The sequence below is a fragment of the Microbacterium sp. zg-Y625 genome (assembly GCF_030246925.1).
GTDB classification, from domain to species: domain Bacteria; phylum Actinomycetota; class Actinomycetes; order Actinomycetales; family Microbacteriaceae; genus Microbacterium; species Microbacterium jiangjiandongii.
Genome location: NZ_CP126740.1, coordinates 2522632 through 2538349, shown reverse-complemented (window position 1 = coordinate 2538349; position 15718 = coordinate 2522632). Strand labels below are relative to the sequence as shown.

At 69.3% G+C, this 15718-nt stretch carries 15 protein-coding genes and 2 tRNA genes; 11 read left to right on the top strand and 6 right to left on the bottom strand.

Features of this window, described 5'->3' with window-relative positions; all coding sequences use genetic code 11:
* Positions 1–62 precede the first annotated feature (62 nt).
* A tRNA-Thr gene (locus QNO14_RS11815) sits at positions 63–134 on the top strand.
* A 23-nt stretch (positions 135–157) separates the two neighbouring features.
* A tRNA-Met gene (locus QNO14_RS11810) sits at positions 158–231 on the top strand.
* Positions 232–324: 93 nt separating this feature from the next.
* Here QNO14_RS11810 and QNO14_RS11805 read toward each other — a convergent pair.
* Both QNO14_RS11805 and QNO14_RS11800 read right to left on the bottom strand, forming a co-directional pair.
* Entirely contained in the window at positions 325–1668 is a 1344-nt protein-coding gene (locus QNO14_RS11805) for an HNH endonuclease (RefSeq protein ID WP_257505468.1), read from the bottom strand.
* Between the two features lie 123 nt (positions 1669–1791).
* The gene (locus tag QNO14_RS11800; RefSeq protein WP_257505467.1) at positions 1792–2847 is read right to left on the bottom strand and encodes a zinc-dependent alcohol dehydrogenase family protein; all 1056 of its coding nucleotides are present in this window, start codon (positions 2845–2847) and stop codon (positions 1792–1794) included.
* Between the two features lie 193 nt (positions 2848–3040).
* Between QNO14_RS11800 and QNO14_RS11795 the strand changes: the two genes are divergently transcribed.
* The 6 genes from QNO14_RS11795 to QNO14_RS11770 all read left to right on the top strand — a co-directional run bounded on the left by QNO14_RS11795 (position 3041) and on the right by QNO14_RS11770 (position 8707).
* Positions 3041–3571, top strand: coding sequence for a DUF1269 domain-containing protein (locus QNO14_RS11795; RefSeq protein ID WP_257494120.1), 531 nt, complete (start codon positions 3041–3043; stop codon positions 3569–3571).
* A gap of 85 nt (positions 3572–3656) precedes the next feature.
* Complete coding sequence (locus tag QNO14_RS11790; protein WP_257505458.1) at positions 3657–4409, top strand: histidine phosphatase family protein; 753 nt, start codon at positions 3657–3659, stop codon at positions 4407–4409.
* A complete protein-coding gene (locus tag QNO14_RS11785; protein WP_257505457.1) occupies positions 4406–5266 on the top strand; it encodes an NAD(P)H-hydrate dehydratase in 861 nt (286 codons plus the stop codon). The genes QNO14_RS11790 and QNO14_RS11785 overlap by 4 nt, the downstream gene beginning before the upstream one ends.
* 57 nt (positions 5267–5323) lie before the next feature.
* Positions 5324–6862 (top strand): right-handed parallel beta-helix repeat-containing protein, encoded by a 1539-nt coding sequence (locus tag QNO14_RS11780; RefSeq protein ID WP_257505456.1) that lies wholly within the window; start codon positions 5324–5326, stop codon positions 6860–6862.
* Between the two features lie 123 nt (positions 6863–6985).
* Complete coding sequence (locus tag QNO14_RS11775; RefSeq protein WP_257505455.1) at positions 6986–8218, top strand: hypothetical protein; 1233 nt, start codon at positions 6986–6988, stop codon at positions 8216–8218.
* Between the two features lie 132 nt (positions 8219–8350).
* Positions 8351–8707, top strand: coding sequence for a MerR family transcriptional regulator (locus QNO14_RS11770; RefSeq protein WP_257494289.1), 357 nt, complete (start codon positions 8351–8353; stop codon positions 8705–8707).
* Positions 8708–8764: 57 nt separating this feature from the next.
* On the opposite strand, the gene QNO14_RS11765 is transcribed toward QNO14_RS11770, so the two are convergent.
* Positions 8765–8929: a hypothetical protein gene (locus QNO14_RS11765; RefSeq protein WP_257494125.1), complete on the bottom strand. Its 165-nt coding sequence runs from the start codon at positions 8927–8929 to the stop codon at positions 8765–8767.
* 244 nt (positions 8930–9173) lie between these two features.
* On the opposite strand from QNO14_RS11765, the gene QNO14_RS11760 reads away from it, so the two are divergent.
* The 3 genes from QNO14_RS11760 to QNO14_RS11750 all read left to right on the top strand — a co-directional run bounded on the left by QNO14_RS11760 (position 9174) and on the right by QNO14_RS11750 (position 12282).
* A complete protein-coding gene (locus QNO14_RS11760) occupies positions 9174–10481 on the top strand; it encodes an extracellular solute-binding protein (protein WP_257505454.1) in 1308 nt (435 codons plus the stop codon).
* A gap of 104 nt (positions 10482–10585) precedes the next feature.
* Entirely contained in the window at positions 10586–11458 is an 873-nt protein-coding gene (locus QNO14_RS11755; RefSeq protein ID WP_257494127.1) for a carbohydrate ABC transporter permease, read from the top strand.
* A complete protein-coding gene (locus QNO14_RS11750) occupies positions 11455–12282 on the top strand; it encodes a carbohydrate ABC transporter permease (RefSeq protein ID WP_257494128.1) in 828 nt (275 codons plus the stop codon). The genes QNO14_RS11755 and QNO14_RS11750 overlap by 4 nt, the downstream gene beginning before the upstream one ends.
* A gap of 52 nt (positions 12283–12334) precedes the next feature.
* On the opposite strand, the gene QNO14_RS11745 is transcribed toward QNO14_RS11750, so the two are convergent.
* From QNO14_RS11745 to QNO14_RS11735, 3 genes are read right to left on the bottom strand one after another with little or no spacing between them, the layout of a single operon-like run.
* Positions 12335–13276 carry a carbohydrate ABC transporter permease gene (locus tag QNO14_RS11745; protein ID WP_257505453.1) on the bottom strand — a complete coding sequence of 314 codons (942 nt, stop codon included), beginning with the start codon at positions 13274–13276 and terminating at the stop codon, positions 12335–12337.
* Positions 13273–14232: a carbohydrate ABC transporter permease gene (locus tag QNO14_RS11740; protein ID WP_257505452.1), complete on the bottom strand. Its 960-nt coding sequence runs from the start codon at positions 14230–14232 to the stop codon at positions 13273–13275. Before QNO14_RS11740 ends, QNO14_RS11745 begins: the two co-directional genes overlap by 4 nt.
* Positions 14232–15617: an ABC transporter substrate-binding protein gene (locus QNO14_RS11735; RefSeq protein WP_257505450.1), complete on the bottom strand. Its 1386-nt coding sequence runs from the start codon at positions 15615–15617 to the stop codon at positions 14232–14234. The genes QNO14_RS11740 and QNO14_RS11735 overlap by 1 nt, the downstream gene beginning before the upstream one ends.
* Between the last annotated feature and the right edge of the window lie 101 nt (positions 15618–15718).

The following is a 15718-nucleotide window of genomic DNA, read 5'->3' as shown; positions in this document are numbered from 1 at the left end:
CGCGTTTCAGAGCACGCCGCGGCTCTGATATCCTCTTCTAGTTGCCTGCTTGCAGGCAGCACGCCCCGATAGCTCAGTGGCAGAGCACTTCCATGGTAAGGAAGGGGTCGTCAGTTCAATCCTGACTCGGGGCTCGCAGCATCCACCGGATGCACGCGGCAGGGTAGCTCAGTTGGTGAGAGCGCACGACTCATAATCGTGAGGTCGCGGGTTCGAACCCCGCTCCTGCTACAGAAGAGAAAGCCCCGGATCCCCGGGGCTTTCTTCGTAGGTGCGCGGATCACGGCGGCACGGTTGCTCGGCTGAGGCGGGCGGCCGGCGACGTCAGAAGGGCGCGTCCTCGGGCTCGGTGGCGAAGGCGATCTGGCTGACGGGGCGGTCGATGTAGACGCGCCCCGTCGGAGAGGTCCACTCCAGGACGCCCCCGGGGAGTTGTCGCACTTTCCACGTGGAGTGGTGCTTGCCGGTGTGGTGTCGTTCGCAGAAGTGGGCGAGATTGCAGACGTGCGTGGGTCCACCGTGCGCGTGGGCGATGTTGTGGTCGATGTCACAGAGTCGGGCGGGGATGCGGCAGGCGGGAAACCGGCAGTGTTCGTCGCGGACCCGCAGGTAGCGGCGCATCTCCTCTGAAGGGCGATAGCGGTCGACGCCGAGGACGCTGCCGGTGATGGGGTGGGTGAGGATGCGGTCCCAGCCGGGGGCGCCCGCCGCCAGGGCCACCGCGGTGGCGCTGTCGATGGGGCCGTGCCCGGCGAGGGTGGTCGCGTCGAACGGATCGGTGACGTTGCCGCCGATGAGGGTGAGGACGGGGACGGTGACCTGCACGGTGCCGCGGATCGCGTGAAGCCCGCCGTCAGGGGCGTCCACCGACGATGGCGCCCCCGTCAGGAGCAGGTCGGAGAGGATGTCGGCGCGCAGCTCGTTGAGGTCACGGGTGTCGGGCACCGCATCGGGGTGAAGGTCTTCGTGGGAGAGCAGAGTGTTGTCGTCGCCGGTGGTGCGGGCGTTCTGGGCGAGGCGGGCGATCTGTGAGAGGCGGTCGAAGGCACCGTGGGCGAGCGGGGCGGGGAGCACCGCGATGAGCTCGGCCATGCCGTCGTCGAGGTCTGTCACCGACACAGCGCGTCGCAGCCGGGCCTGCTGGTGCCGCTCGTCGACCGTGGTGTCGGAGTACCACTGCGCCCGGAGTCGGGCGATCGGGCCGAGCCGGCTGGCAGCCTCGCTCTCGGCGTAGGGCAGAATCGCCGCTTCGTACTCGGAGCGCAGTTCGGCGCGCGAGATGATCGTTCCGTTGCCGATGATGACGCGGACGTGGGCGGCGGAGATGCGGCCTGCCTCGAGCGAGGCGAACGTGGCGGGGTAGTCGTTGACGAGGGTGGTGGCGTCACCGATCTGGCGTTGCACGGTTCGGTCGCTGACGCGCCAGGCCGCGGCGATTTCGGACGCCGCGATGCGGTGGGGCATCTCCGCTTCGGAGCGCCGCTGCAGGCCGGCATCGGCGACCCAGTCCTCGACGATGCCGCCGGTCGCGGCGAGGAGTCGGGCCTCATGGGCCTGCAGGCGCGCCATCTGCTCGCGTACCCCGATCAGGTCGGGCAGGATCTCACCCAGCCGACCGATGGCACGCGCGGCCGCTTCGTCCGGGGGAAGATAAGTCGTATCCTGCATGCCCCTATTGTGCCGAGACCCTCCGACATTCATTCGACGATGTGCACGGGCGGCATGGGGTGCTCATGTGCCCCCGACGAGCGCGCCCCGGCCCACCCGGCGCTCCCGTCACGCGCCGCCGCTTCACGCGGTGATCATGACCTTCAGCGCCTTCGTCTCCGCTGCGCGGCCGAACACGTCGTATGCTTCCTCGATCTCATCGAGCGTGAACTCGTGGGTGACGAAGAGGGATGCCTCAAGCTTGTGCTGTTCGACGAGTTTCAGCAGCGTGTCGGTGGTGTTGGTGTTCACCAGCCCCATCGTGATCGCGATGTTGGCGATCCACAGGCGGTCGATCGGAAGCTCCACGGGCTTGCCGTGCACGCCGACGTTGGCCACGACGCCGCCGGGACGCACGATGTCCAGCGCCGCGGCGAAGGTCGCGGGTATGCCGACGGCCTCGATGGCGACGTCGACGCCGAGCCCGTCGGTCAGGGCCATGACCTGGTCGCGCCAGGCGGCATCCGACGACAGCACTCCGTCGGTGGCGCCGAACTGCCTGGCCTGCTCGATGCGGTTGGCGTCGAGGTCCATCGCGATGACGCGCGACGGCCCGTAGAGGCCTGCCGTCGCGATGGTCGCCAGCCCCACGGGTCCCGCACCGATGACGGCCACGACGTCGCCGGCCTTGACCTTGCCGGCCTGTACTCCGATCTCATGCCCGGTCGGCAGGATGTCCGACAGGAGGATCGCCTCGGCGTCGGTCACGGTGGCAGGCACCTTGTAGAGCGAGTTCTCGGCATAGGGGATGCGCACATACTCGGCCTGCGTGCCGTCGATCAGGTGCCCGAGGATCCAACCGATGCCGGATTGGCCTTCCGGTGCCAGGCAGTGCGAGTACACCTGCTTGCGGCAGTAGGCGCAGTGCCCGCACGCGCTGATGCACGAGATGATCACGCGGTCGCCGACGGCGAGACCCTCCACCGCCGCACCGATCTCGGTGACCGTCCCCACGCCCTCATGGCCGAGGATGCGGCCCTCGGTGACGGCCGGGACGTCGCCCTTGAGGATGTGCAGGTCGGTGCCGCAGATCGTCGTCGCGTCGATCCTGACGATGGCATCCGTCGCGTTCGTGATGACCGGATCCGGCACCTCCTGCCACGCCTTCTCGCCTGCACCGCGGTACACGAGAGCCTTCATGATCGTCCTCCTGTCATCGTCGTGCGGCCATGCTCCTCCCCGCACGGCTCGCGCAACAGGTCCCCTTGTCGCACCCGCATCCCCGCAGTAGCGTCGCCCGCACAGCGTGCATCAGCGATGTGGTGGTGCATCCCGAACGCCGCCCGTCACGGCGCACGTCGCGGGTGGCCTGATCGCAAAGTAGGCAAATCCCATGGCTGATCTGATCGTTATCGCCTTCGACTCCGAGCCCGACGCCGAAGGGGCGTACAACACGGTGCAGCAGTTGCAGGGCGACATGGTGGTGCAACTCGCGGGCCTCGCGCTGGTCAAGGTCAACAGCGAGGGCAAGACGAGCGTCGAGTACCCGGGCGGGATCGCGAACATCGGTTTCGGGGCTCTCGGCGGGGCCCTGTTCGGCACCCTCATCGGCATTCTCTTCTTCGTGCCCGTCGGTGGACTCGTCGTCGGTGGACTCGTGGGAGCCTTGTTCGCGGGCCTCGACAAGGCCGGTATGGACTCGGAGTTCCGCAGTCGGGTGCAATCGGCCGTCTCGGCCGGCAAGTCGGCCGTCGTGATCTACGCCACCAAGCTCACTGCCGACAAGTTCGCATCGGCGCTGGCACCCTTCCACGGCACGGTCATTCAGACCTCGCTGTCCCATGAGGACGAGCAGGAACTCATTCGCGACCTCGGCGCAGCAGAGGCCGCAGCCGGCACGCCGGCTCCCGCCACGACCGAGTAAACGCCGTGGTGCGCCCGCGTGCAGTGCTCGCGGGCGCACCGCAACCCCCGCGCGTCGGCGGCCCCGGAGGTTCTAATGTGGGCGGATGCCGGTGAAGACTCTGTGGCTCGTACGACACGGTGAGAGCGTGGGAAACGTCGCGGCGACGCGCGCCGAACGCGAGGGACTCGAGCGCATACCGCTGGACATCCGCGACTCCGACGTGCCGCTGTCGCCGACGGGCGAGCAGCAGGCCGCGGCGCTGGGCGAATGGCTCGCCGAGCACCGCGTCGAGGTCGAGTCCTTCTGGGTCTCGCCCTACCTGCGCGCCCGCCAGACCCTCGCGATCGCGCTCGGCGACGATCCCGTACCCGTCGCCGTCGACGAGAGGCTGCGGGACCGGGAGCTCGGCATCCTGGACCTCCTCACCACCAGCGGAGTGGCGCGGCTGCATCCCGAGGAGGCAGCGCGGCGACGGCATCTCGGCAAGTTCTACCACCGCCCCCCGGGCGGCGAATCGTGGGCCGACGTCGCCCTTCGCCTGCGCTCCTTCCTCGCCGACCTGCTCGTCACGCCGCAGGAGTCGGCGCTCGTCGTCGCTCACGATGCGATCGTCACGCTCATCGCGTCGCTGCTGCGCCGTCTGCAGGAGCAGGAGATCCTCGAGTTCGCATCGGGCAACCCGGTGCTGAACGCCTCGGTGACCCGTCTCGACTTCGCAGACGACGACTGGCGGATGCCGCTCTTCTCCGACGTCGGCCACCTGCGCGAAGAGGGTGCAACGGTCACCGTCCATCCGGGAACCCCCGACGTCGGCGATCCGGAATCCGCGGACTCCCGAGGGAACGGGCGGCCATGACCGAGGCCCGCGGCAGCGCCCCGCAGCCCGTGACCCGCGAACTTCTGTCGGCATGGGGGCTGCCCGAGCCCGGCGCCGACAAGAAGGCCCGCGGCGACGTCATCGTGGTCGGCGGCTCACGCCGCACGCCCGGGGGCGTCATGCTTGCGGGGGAAGCCGCGCTGCGGGTCGGGGCGGGCAGGCTGAGCGTCTTCGTGCCGAGGTCCATCGACGCCCAGGTGGGCACGGTGCTGCCCGAAGCCGGCATCTACGCCCTGCCCGACGAGGCGTCCGAGCCCTTCGACTCTCCGGCGCGGGAGAAGATCGCGGCGTCGGATGCCGTGCTCGTCGGGCCCGGCTTCGACGACGCCGAAGAGACCCGCGACACGCTCGTGGCTGTCGGCGATGCCGGCCCGGCGCGCCTCGTACTCGACGCCTACGCGCTGGGGGTCCTGCCGGACGTCGACCGCGCCCGGCTGCCGGAGGAGCTGCTGCTGACTCCCAACCGCGAGGAGCTGTCGATCCTGCTCGGCGAGGACGCCGACGACTTCGGCGACGATCTGGTCGCTGCGGTCGGCCACGTCGCCCGCCGCTACCTCGCCGTGGTGACGTGCTACGACGTCGTCGCCGCGCCCGACGGCGCATGCTGGCGGATCGACGGCGGCGGACCGGGCCTGGCGACGTCGGGCAGCGGCGACGTGCTGGCCGGGGCGGTCACCGGCTTCGTCGCGCGCGGGACGGGGTTGGCCAGGGCCGCGGTGTGGGGCTCCGCCACCCATGCGCGTGCCGGTGATCGGCTGACTGACCGCCTGGGACTCGGGTTCCTCGCCCGCGAACTGGCAGCCGAGCTGCCGCTGGGCCTCATCGACCTGAGCTAGAGTCCCGCACCGTTCCCTCCCCGCGGGGGGCTTGCGCCCGCCCCCTAGCATGGCGGTGTGGACTCGATTGGGGAATCAGAAGAGGCCCGCACTCCCGCCTCCGCGCGGCCCGACCCGCCACGGGGGGCGCCGGGTCGGGCGCGGATCGTCGGCGGTGTGCTCGCCGCGCTCGCCGCGGTGGCCGCGCTGATCTGGGTGATCGCGCCGATTGCGGTCACGACGCAGAGCGGGCCGGCCCCGACGCAGACCTCGCTCGTTCCGCTGATCACCTCGACGGTGCCGGCGGGCACCTCTGCTGTGATGGCGGGACCCGGCATCGATCCCACCGGTCAGACCGTGTCGACGGACGGGGTACGCGCCTTCATCGCCAGCATGCCGGCCGAGGGGGTGCGCGTGCTCGAAGTGCCCGCCGGCAGCGTGATCCAATTGGACGGCACGATCGAGATCCCGGAGCGCACGATCGTCCGTGGCGGGGGAGAGCTGCGGTGGACCGGCGGCATCGCCGAATCGGCCGCAATGAGCGTCGTGGGCGACAACGTCGAGATCAGCGGGGTGACGCTCACGAACCCGAACGAGCTGGGATCGGCCGACGGGGACCGCAACTACGGCATCGAGATCAAGGCATCCGACGTGCGCATCATCGGCAACCATCTGGAGTCGTTCCAGAACGGCATCGCCGTGCGCTACGGCGGCGAGTACCACGACATCATCATCGCCGGCAACCGTGTCAAGGACATCGTGGGTGTCGGTGGCGGCCCCGACTCGCAGGAGAACCTGGGAGAGGACCGCGGGGACGGCATCGTCGTGTGGGGTGCGCAGGCGACGGTCACCGGCAACGTGGTCAATGCGAAGCCGGGCACAGACGCCCGTGTCGGCATCCACACCGAGAGCATCACGCTCGACAACGCCGCCGACGCCCCGCACTCCGCCTCGATGGTCACCATCTCGGACAACGTCGTCTACGGCACCTTCCGCCGGTCGATCGTCAGCGAGAACGTGGCGCACACCACGATCACCGGCAACACCGTGGCGGATGCCACGTGGTGGGGGATCGCGATCATCCTGCAGTCCCATGACAGCGTGGTCAGCGGCAATACCGTGATCTACACCCGCACGGCGGAGGACGAGCAGGGAAAGAACTACAACCCCCAGCGCGGTCCGATCATGATCTACGGCGGGGTGGAGCGCGCCCTGGTGACGGGCAACTCCCTCCTCGTCGCCGAAGGGGCGACGGCGCGGGCCTACGTCATCGTGCAGGCCACCGGCAATCAGGTGCCCACCGACATCACGGTGGACGGCAACACCGGCGCGACCGAGAACGGCGCGGTCGAGGACGGCATCGCGACGGCGGGACCGGTGCGAGGGCTGCGGGTGACCGACAACCGTCTCTCGGGGTTCAGCGCGAACGGTGTGGCCGTCGAGGGCGACTCGGACTTCGTCATCGACCGCAACGAGCTGCGCGGCGGTTCCGGCGCGCGGGCGGGAGTGCGGGTGGAGGGCAGCCCCGGCCAGGTCACCGACAACGTCATCAGCGACGTCGGCACGGCCGTCGACGCGCCCGGCGGCGTCGTGGTTGAGGGCAACGTCGAACGCTGACGGCGGCAGCCAACCCTTCCCTTACTGGATATTTTGCGACGACCTGGCACACTGGTGCGACCGAGGCACTGGCGCGGTCGGCTTCGTGGGGGAACGCGGCGCCGGCGTCGAGGGGGGACACGCGTGCGACGACTGCTGTACCTGTCGGCTTTTCTGCTGGTGCCGGCACTCAGCGCGGTGACGCCGCTGGTCGCCGTGCCCGCCATCACGGCGTCCGCCGGCGCGCAGGGCTGGGAGGCCTATGCGCTGGGCATCTCGATCGGCTCACTCGTGTGCGTCGTCGTCGAGCTCGGGTGGCCCCTCACGGGACCCCAGCGGGTGGCGGCGGAGCCTCCCGGCCGGCGCTGGCAGACGCTCCTGCAGTCGCTGCGCACCCGCGGGCTCGCCCTGTTCGTCCTCGCGCCGGTGGCGGTCGTGCTGGCGATCCTGCTGACCCATGTCACGGGCTCGGAGCACGAGACCACGACGGTCCTGATGGCGCTGGCGAGCGCCGTGACCGGGCTGTCGTGCAACTGGTACTTCACGGGGGTGGGAAAGCCCCTCCGCATCCTGACCTCCGAGGCGCTTCCCCGGGCGCTCATGGTGACGGCGGCGGCGTTCGCCGTCGCTGCGGGCGCGCCCATCTGGGTGGTGCCGACCGCCTACCTCCTCGCGGTGCTCTACAGCCCGCTGGCCGCGTTGGCGCTGGCGAGGGACGAGCGCACCGGCCGCGCCGGGTTCACCGTTCGCGGCGATCTGCTCTCGATGAGGTCGCAGTGGGCGGCGATGAGCGGACGCTCGATCGCTGCACTGTACATGGCGCTTCCGGTGACGCTCGTGGCCGGCTTCGCGCCGTCGGCGCTCGCGGCCTTCGCAGCCGCGGACCGCCTGATGCGCATGGCGCTCTCGATTCTCATCGCGCTGCCCAACGCGATGCAGAACTGGGTCGGTTCCGCCTCGACGGCACGCGAGCGTCGCCACCGCACCCGCGACGCGATCCTCGTCAACGCGGCGACCGGGGTCGTCGCGGGCGCGGGCTTCGCACTGCTGGCTCCCTGGATCAGCCGCTTCCTGTTCAGCGGTGCGGTGGACATCGACCCGGTTCTCGCGCTGGCGTCGGGTGTCGTGCTGGCGCTCGTGTGCGTCTCGCGCGCCACCGGACCCCTGGGACTGGTGCGGTACGGGCGCATCCACGCCCTCACCCTGTCGGCGACCGCGGCAGCGTGCGTCGGTGTGCCGGCCATCTGCGTCCTCGCCGTCGTCGGCGGAGCCGTCGGGGCGGTGATCGGCGAGATGGCGGCGGAAGTGACCGCGATCGGCATCCAATCGGCCGCGCTGACCTCCGCCGTGCGCCGCGACACCCCCGAGGATCCCTGAGCCGACCAGGCGTTCGCAAGCCTGTGGGACAGTGGACGGACGGCGGGAGGAGCAGGCATGGAGACGTCGCAGCAGCCGTCCGCCGCGGAGAGCGGCTCGGCGCCCGAATCTGGCGCGGCGGACGCATCGCGCATGATGCAGATCGGCGAACTCGCGGAGCGCACCGCGCTGTCGCACCGCACGATCCGTCACTACGACGAGATCGGCCTGCTGGTGCCGACGGGCCGCACCGAGGGCGGCTTCCGGCTCTACACCCGCACCGACGAGGAGCGCCTGCTGCTCATCCGGCGCATGAAGCCGCTGGGCTACACGCTGGAGGAGATGGCCGACCTGCTGAGGGTCGTCGACGCGTTGAGCGCGCATCCCGAGGACCCGGCCATGCGCGCCCGGCTCCACGAGATCCGTGCCGAGGCGGTGGAGCGCCGCGAGAGGCTGGCGCAGCAACTCGCAGCGGCCTATGAGTTCGTCGCTCGCTTGGGTGTGCTCTGAGCGTCTCTTCCCTGCCGTAACGGAAGGGTGTCGCCGCCCGTGCGCCGGAGGTGGCGGTCAGGGGTGGGTCTGGGCGGGGATGTCGGGGAAGTCCTTCCCCGTGGGCGACTGCAGCCCGGAGGAATCCTCGCGAACCTCATCCGTCACCGCGTCTGTGGGTGCCCCCGAGTCTGAGATCGCGTCGTCGGAGTGCTTCTCGTGCGGGCGTTGTGCATCGCTCATGGCGGTACTCCCTTCCTTCAGTCCACCGTCCCGGACACCCGCTGTGCGGCGGTACCGGGTTGACACGCAGCGGCGAGCCCGTCCCGTTATCAGAACCGACCGTCCGGGGCAATGGTGGCCGCACGGAAGCGCGACATTGCACTATCAGCTGTGGGGGCGGCGGAACTCGCCGACGGCGAGGCGCGGCCTGCGCGGATCCTCCCTCACAATCAATGCATCGCCTGATCGAGAAAGGACTCGCATCATGAGCATCCCGACACGGAGACGGATCCGTCCGATCGGCGCGGCCGTCGCGGTCACGACCGCCGCGCTGATCCTCGCCGGATGTGGACGACCGGATGACGGCGGTTCGGCAGACGGCGATGCCGGTTCCGTGACTGACGGGCCGGCGACGGGAACGATCGAGCTGTGGGCGGCGGGGGCCGAGGCCGAGGAGCTGCCGACGCTGTTCGACGACTTCATCGCCGAGAACCCCGACGTGGAGATCGACATGACGCCGATCCCCGAAGAGGAATTCGTCACCAAGATGACCGCGGCGATCGCCGCGGGCACGGTCCCGGACCTCGTCTACGTCTTCGCGGAGCATCAGCCGGCCCTGTTCGCGACCGAGGCCTTCGCGCCGGTTCCGGATGGGCTGGTCGACGAAGCGGACTTCTTCGAATCGGTGTGGAAGACGGGTGAGGTCGACGGGGTGTCCTACGGCGTCCCCTGGTTCACGTACGCGCGCGTCTTCCAGTACCGCGCCGATCTGGCCGAGGCCGCCGGCGTGGGCGCCCCGCAGGACTGGGACGACCTGCGCGAGTTCGCCCAGACGCTCAAGGACGGCGGCGTCGCCTATCCGCTGGCCTTCTACGTGGTCCCGTTCGACGAGTACACCGCCGCGCAGTTCGACACGTTCGCGCACCAGAACGGCGGTGGCATCATCAACGACGACAACACCGAGTGGACCATCAACTCCCCGGAGAACGTCGAGGCGCTGGAGTTCTACGGGTCGCTCTTCGCCGACGGGTTCGTCTCACCCGACGGCCCGACGTCCGTCGACTCGGTGGCCTACCTCACGCAGGACCGCATCGCGGGAGTCCTGAACGGCCCGTGGCTGCGCGGCTGGATCAAGGATGCCAACGGCGAGGCGTGGCTCGATGAGCACATGGCCGCCCTCGTGCCGCCGGCCGGCCCCGACGGAGAGCGCGCCGCATCGATCGGCGGCGGCAACTGGGCCGTGCTCGAAGACGCCGACAACGCCGATGCCGCCTGGAAGTTCGTCCAGTACGCGTCGACGCCCGAGACCCAGCTGGCCTGGTTCGAGGCGATGGGCAACCTGCCGACCGTGCAGGTGGCATGGGACGAGCCCGCCATCGCCGACGATGAGGCCCTCGACCAGGTGCGCGAGGCCATGGAACACGGCGTGTCCATCCCGGCGGTGCCCACCTGGAACCAGGTCGGCAAGGTGCTGGGGGAGCAGATCGAGCGCGTCGCCCGCGGAACCGCGACGGCGCAGGAAGCGCTGGATGCCGCGCAGGCAGAGGTCGAATCCATCGGCGTCGGCCAGTAGCCATGTCGGCAGCCGTCACGCCGAGCCGGGAGGACAGGGCCGCGGCCCCGCCCTCCCGGCCTCGGCCGTCGGGCCGGCAGACCCCTCCCGCGCGCCGGCACTCCTTGCAGCGGGCGCAGGCGCGCGCGGCCTGGTTGTTCCTGCTGCCGTTCCTGGTGATCACGGCGGCGTTCACCGCGATCCCGGTGCTCGCTGCCATGGGCATGAGCCTCACCGACATCACGTCCCGTGACATCCGCACCCCCTTCGCCGTCGACTTCGTGGGGCTGGAGAACTTCATCCGGGTGCTCGGCGACGCCGGCTTCCAGCGGTCGATGCTCAACACGGCGCTGTTCGTCGCGGTCTGCGTCCCGCTCACGGTCGCACTGGGGCTGGTGCTGGCGCTGCTGCTGGACAGGGGCATCCGCCGGCTGCGTACGCTCTTCCGTGCCGCCGCCTACCTGCCGGTGATCACCAACATCGTCGCGGCCGCCGTCATCTGGCAGTACGCCTTCGCTCCGCTCGGTCCCGTGAACGCCGCACTCGAGGGCATCGGGGTCGTCGGTCCCAACTGGCTCGGCGACCCCGTCGCGGCGGTGACCACCGTTGTGATGCTCGGCGTCTGGCGCAACGTCGGCACCTGCATGGTGCTCTTCCTGGCGGGGCTGCAGGCCATCCCGCAGCAGGTCTACGAGGCGGCATCCGTCGACGGGGCGTCGCCTGTCCGACGGTTCTGGTCGATCACGCTTCCGCTGCTGCGCCCGGCGACCCTGCTGGTGACGGTCCTCATGACGGTGTCGTTCCTCAGCATCTTCGAGGAGCCCTACCTGCTGACCGCCGGCGGCCCCCTCGGCGCGACCCGTTCGATCGCCCTCTGGATCTACGAGCAGTTCGGGTTCGGCAACACTGCGATCTCGATGGCGGGGTCGTTCCTGCTGATCGTCTTCGTCTCGATCGTGGCCGTCGTGCAATTCCGTCTGCTGAGGCCGAAGCATTGAACAAGACATCGCGCCCCGCCTCGATCGCTCTCTACGCCGCGGTCATCGCCATCGTCGCCCTGCTGCTGCTGCCCTTCGTCTGGGTGTTCTTCGGATCGTTCAAAACGCAGGCCGAGTTCATGTCCGACCCCGGCGCCTGGTTCCCCCACACCTTCCAGATTCAGAACTACATCGACCTGTTCGCCGAGAACGGGTTCGGCCGGTACTTCGTCAACAGCGCGATCGTCTCCATCGTGGCGGTCTCGGCCAACGTGCTGTTCAGCTCGATGGCCGGCTACGCGCTGGCGAAGCTGGAGTTCCGGGGAAAGAACCTGGTCTTCTCGGCCGTCATCTTCGCGTGGATCGTGCCGTACGTGGCGATCTTCGTGCCGCAGTTCCTCGTCGTCGTGCAGCTGGGCCTCGTCAACACGCTCGCGGGCATCTTCGCCCCGTTGCTGGTGACGCCCCTGTCGGTGTTCATCATGCGCCAGTTCGCGTACTCGCTGCCGACGGAGCTGCTCGAAGCGGCCCGCGTCGACGGCGCGGGCGAGGCGCGCCTGTTCTTCGGCATCTTCCTGCCGCTGTCGGGACCGCCTGTGGCCACCATCGCGATCCTGTCGTTCCTCGGCTCGTGGAACTCCTTCCTGTGGCCGCTCATCGTGGCGCAGAGCGAGGACACCTTCACCCTGCCCGTCGCGCTGGCGGTGGCATCGCAGGCATCCAACACGACGGAGTTCGGCATTCTGCTGGCGGGGGCCGTGGTCGTGCTGCTGCCGGTGCTCATCCTGTTCCTGTTCCTCCAGAAGTACTTCATCCAGGGGGTCGCGACCGCCGGCATCAAGTGACACCGGAGCTCCGCCCCGCGGGGGACGGGGGTGCCGGCGCCTCTCTCTGCGTTCAGCCCTTGAGCGCCCCGGCCCCCACCCCTCGGATGATCTGCCGCTGCCCGAGGAAGAAGATGAGGATCATCGGCACCGTGGCGATGACGCTGGCGGTGATGATGATCTCCCAGTGCCACTCGCCGCCGAACCCGAACGAGTCCACGAGCGACTTGAGTCCGCGCGGAATGGTGAACGTCGAGGCATCGCGCAGGTAGATCAGCGCCCGCATGAGATCGGTCCACACCGCCTGCACCTCGAACACCAGCGTCACCGCGATCGCCGGCTTGCTCAGAGGCAGGACGATACGCCAGAAGAGGCCCCACTGCGACGCCCCGTCGACGCGCGCGGCGTCGAACAGCTCACGCGGAAGGCCGAGCATGAACTGGCGGATGAGGAAGACGTAGAAGGCGCTCGCGAAGAGATTCTGCGCCCACATCGGGGTGAGCGTGCCGATCTGCCCCAGGGCGTTCCAGATGAGGAACGTCGGGATCATGGTCACCGCCCCCGGGAGCATCATGCTGGCCAGCACCAGCCCGAACAGCACGCCGCGTCCGCGGAAGCGGAAGTATGCGAACCCCCATGCGACCATGGCGCTCGAGATGGTGACGGTGACGGCAGCCAGCACCGTCACGATGAGCGTGTTCAGCAGCCACAGCGCGAGGGGAGCCTCCTGCCACACGCGCACGTAGTTTTCGACGGTGAACGTATCGGGGATGAGCTTGTTGTCGAACACCTCGCCTCGCGGCTTGAACGACGCGCTCACCAGCCACACGAAGGGGTAGGCGAAGATCACGGCGAAGACGACGAGAGCGGCGAGCACGAACCCCTGCTCGACGCGACGCCGTCGCGACGGGCGGTTCTGCCGCGGGCGGACCTCGTCGGCCGCGGGGGAGAGCGCCGCACCGGCGGCCGGCGCCAGGGCGACGGGCACGGTGCGATCGGGAAGGCTCTGGGTCATCGCGGATCCTCCGCCTCGTAGTAGACGAGCTTTCGCGAGACGGCGAGCTGTACCGCGGTGATCGCCATGATGACCGCGAAGAGCACCCACGCCATGGCGGAGGCGTACCCCATGTTCAGGAACTCGAACGCCTGCTGGAACAGGTAGATGACATAGAAGAGCGCGGCGTCGTTGCTGTAGGTGGTGTTGCCCGACCCGAAGAAGGCCGTATAGGCCTCGTCGAATGTCTGCAGCCCCCCGATGGTGTTGACCACGACGATGAAGAACAGCGCGGGACTGATCATCGGCAGCGTCACGCTGAGGGACTGGCGCCAGAATCCGGCGCCGTCGATGCGAGCCGACTCGTACAACTCGATCGGCACGCTCTGCAGCGCCGCCAGCAGGATGATGATCGACGCGCCCACCGTCCACAGGCTCATGAGCACGAGGCCCGGTTTGACCCAGGCCGGGTCCGTCGTCCACGCCGGCCCGTCGATCCCGAACCACCCCAGCACCGTGTTGATCAGGCCGCTCTGGCCGTTGAACAGCAGCAGGAAGAGCACCCCCACGGCCACCGGCGGCGTCATCTTGGGGAGGAAGAACACCGTCCGGAAAAAGCCCGCCGAACGCCCCGCCCGGTCAAGCAGCAGGGCGAGCGCCAGCGAGACGAGGACGTACAACGGCACTTGCAGCAGGGTGAAGATCACGGTGTTGCCCAGGGCCAGAGCGATCTTGGGGTCTTCGAACAGGCGCGTGTAGTTCGCCGTCCCGACGAACTCGGGGTCGTTGATCACGTCGTAGTCGGTGAAGGACAGGTACGCGCTGTAGATCAGCGGCCAGGCGGTGAAGACGAGGAAACCGACGATCCACGGGCTGAGGAACAGCAACGCCGAGCGCACGTAGCGTCGCCGCGCGCGACGGCGGGAACGTTCCCGCGACGCGTCGGGTGCGACGGCAGAGGCTGCCGCGGCCACCATCACTCGCCTGACTCGATGTCGGCCCATCCGGCGTCCAGCGCCTCCTGTGCAGCCTGCTGCGCCTGCGCCAACGCGGTCTCCGGGTCGGATTGGCCGTTGAGCACCGCGTTCACCGCGTCGAACATCGCCGCCTTGAATTCGGCGTCCGCCGGGTTCGCAGGGAGCGAGAACGTGTTGTCGTTGGCCTCGTACATGGCGGCGACCGCGGTGTCCCATGGCTCACCGCCCGACGTGGTCATGCCCTGGATCATCGCGTCGGCTTCGGTGTTGCCGGTGAGGATGCCGGTGAACGGCTTGCCGTCCGCCTCGCGTGCCGCAAGCCGCGCCTCCGCCGCCGCCTGCCACGCGTCGAGCGACGTCATGACACGCGCGAAACGGCACGCGGCCTCGGCGTTGTCGCTGCCCGACGGGATCGCCCACGCCGATCCCGAGGCGTATGCGACCGGCGCGCCGCTCCGGTCCCGCACCGTGTCGAAGGCCAACGGTGCGTCAGGAGAGACGTCGTTCAGGACATTCACGTACCACTGCTCCATCGGCATGGCTCCCAGCAGGCCGGCGGCGAACTGGTTTCCCTCGCCGAAGAAGTCGGCGGAGTCCCGGTAGGCCTTCACGGCACTGAAGCCGCCCTGGTCGTCGTAGATCGACACGGCCCACTCGAGCGCCTCGACGACGCCGGGGTCATCGAGATTCGCGGTGCGCCCGTCCTCCGAGATGAGCTCGACGCCGTTCGCCTTCGCCCACAGCGGCAGGAACTCGGGAAGTTTGCTGTCGACCCCGATCACCGAGAGCGACCCGCCGTCGCCCACGGTCATCGCCTCGCTGGCGGCGGACATCGCCTCCCAGTCCGAGCCGTTGACGTCATCGATCGTCAGCCCGGCCGCCCCGAGCAGGTCGGCGTTCGCCATCGTCAGCTGCACGGCGTTGAACTCCGGGATGCCGTAGACCTCGCCGCCCAGAGTGACCTGCGCCAGCGCGGGCTCCACGAAGTCCTCGGTGGGAATGCCCTCGCCCTCGATGCACCCGGCGAGGGGGATCACCGCGCCGCGTGCGGCGAGCGAGCCGATCTGGTCGCGGTTGGCGTACACCAGATCCGGCGGTTCGCCGGTGGCGACGGCCGACAGCAGCTGCTGCAGGTCCAGGTCTCCCTCGGCGAGGGTCACCGACACCTCGGGCATGGCCTCTTCGGCCAGCTCCATGCGGGCGGTCGCCACCTCGTCCACGCCGGAGAACCCCATGACCGACAGCTCACCGCTGAGATCCGCCGTCGGGTCGTACTGGGCATCGCTGTCGTCGGTTCCTCCGGTGCCGACGGCGCACCCCGCCGTCGTCAGTGCAAGGGCCGAGAGCGTCAGAGCCACGACCCGTCGTTCCACACGTCCGTGCATGTCCGCCTCCCCTGCCGCCCGAGAAGCGAGCGGGTGGGAACACCTAAGGACTGCCCGGCTCCCCGCCATAAGGGGATTGACCGGTCGTGGGAGGCTGGCTA

What these genes read in the sequence shown, in the direction of transcription:
- QNO14_RS11805 (WP_257505468.1), bottom strand. Translation starts at nt 1,668, where the DNA reads ATGCAGGATACGACTTATCTTCCCCCGGACGAAGCGGCCGCGCGTGCC.
- QNO14_RS11745 (WP_257505453.1), bottom strand. Translation starts at nt 13,276, where the DNA reads ATGACCCAGAGCCTTCCCGATCGCACCGTGCCCGTCGCCCTGGCGCCG.
- QNO14_RS11735 (WP_257505450.1), bottom strand. Translation starts at nt 15,617, where the DNA reads ATGCACGGACGTGTGGAACGACGGGTCGTGGCTCTGACGCTCTCGGCC.
- QNO14_RS11740 (WP_257505452.1), bottom strand. Translation starts at nt 14,232, where the DNA reads ATGGTGGCCGCGGCAGCCTCTGCCGTCGCACCCGACGCGTCGCGGGAA.
- QNO14_RS11770 (WP_257494289.1), top strand. Translation starts at nt 8,351, where the DNA reads ATGATGCAGATCGGCGAACTCGCGGAGCGCACCGCGCTGTCGCACCGC.
- QNO14_RS11785 (WP_257505457.1), top strand. Translation starts at nt 4,406, where the DNA reads ATGACCGAGGCCCGCGGCAGCGCCCCGCAGCCCGTGACCCGCGAACTT.
- QNO14_RS11765 (WP_257494125.1), bottom strand. Translation starts at nt 8,929, where the DNA reads ATGAGCGATGCACAACGCCCGCACGAGAAGCACTCCGACGACGCGATC.
- QNO14_RS11795 (WP_257494120.1), top strand. Translation starts at nt 3,041, where the DNA reads ATGGCTGATCTGATCGTTATCGCCTTCGACTCCGAGCCCGACGCCGAA.
- QNO14_RS11790 (WP_257505458.1), top strand. Translation starts at nt 3,657, where the DNA reads ATGCCGGTGAAGACTCTGTGGCTCGTACGACACGGTGAGAGCGTGGGA.
- QNO14_RS11760 (WP_257505454.1), top strand. Translation starts at nt 9,174, where the DNA reads ATGAGCATCCCGACACGGAGACGGATCCGTCCGATCGGCGCGGCCGTC.
- QNO14_RS11800 (WP_257505467.1), bottom strand. Translation starts at nt 2,847, where the DNA reads ATGAAGGCTCTCGTGTACCGCGGTGCAGGCGAGAAGGCGTGGCAGGAG.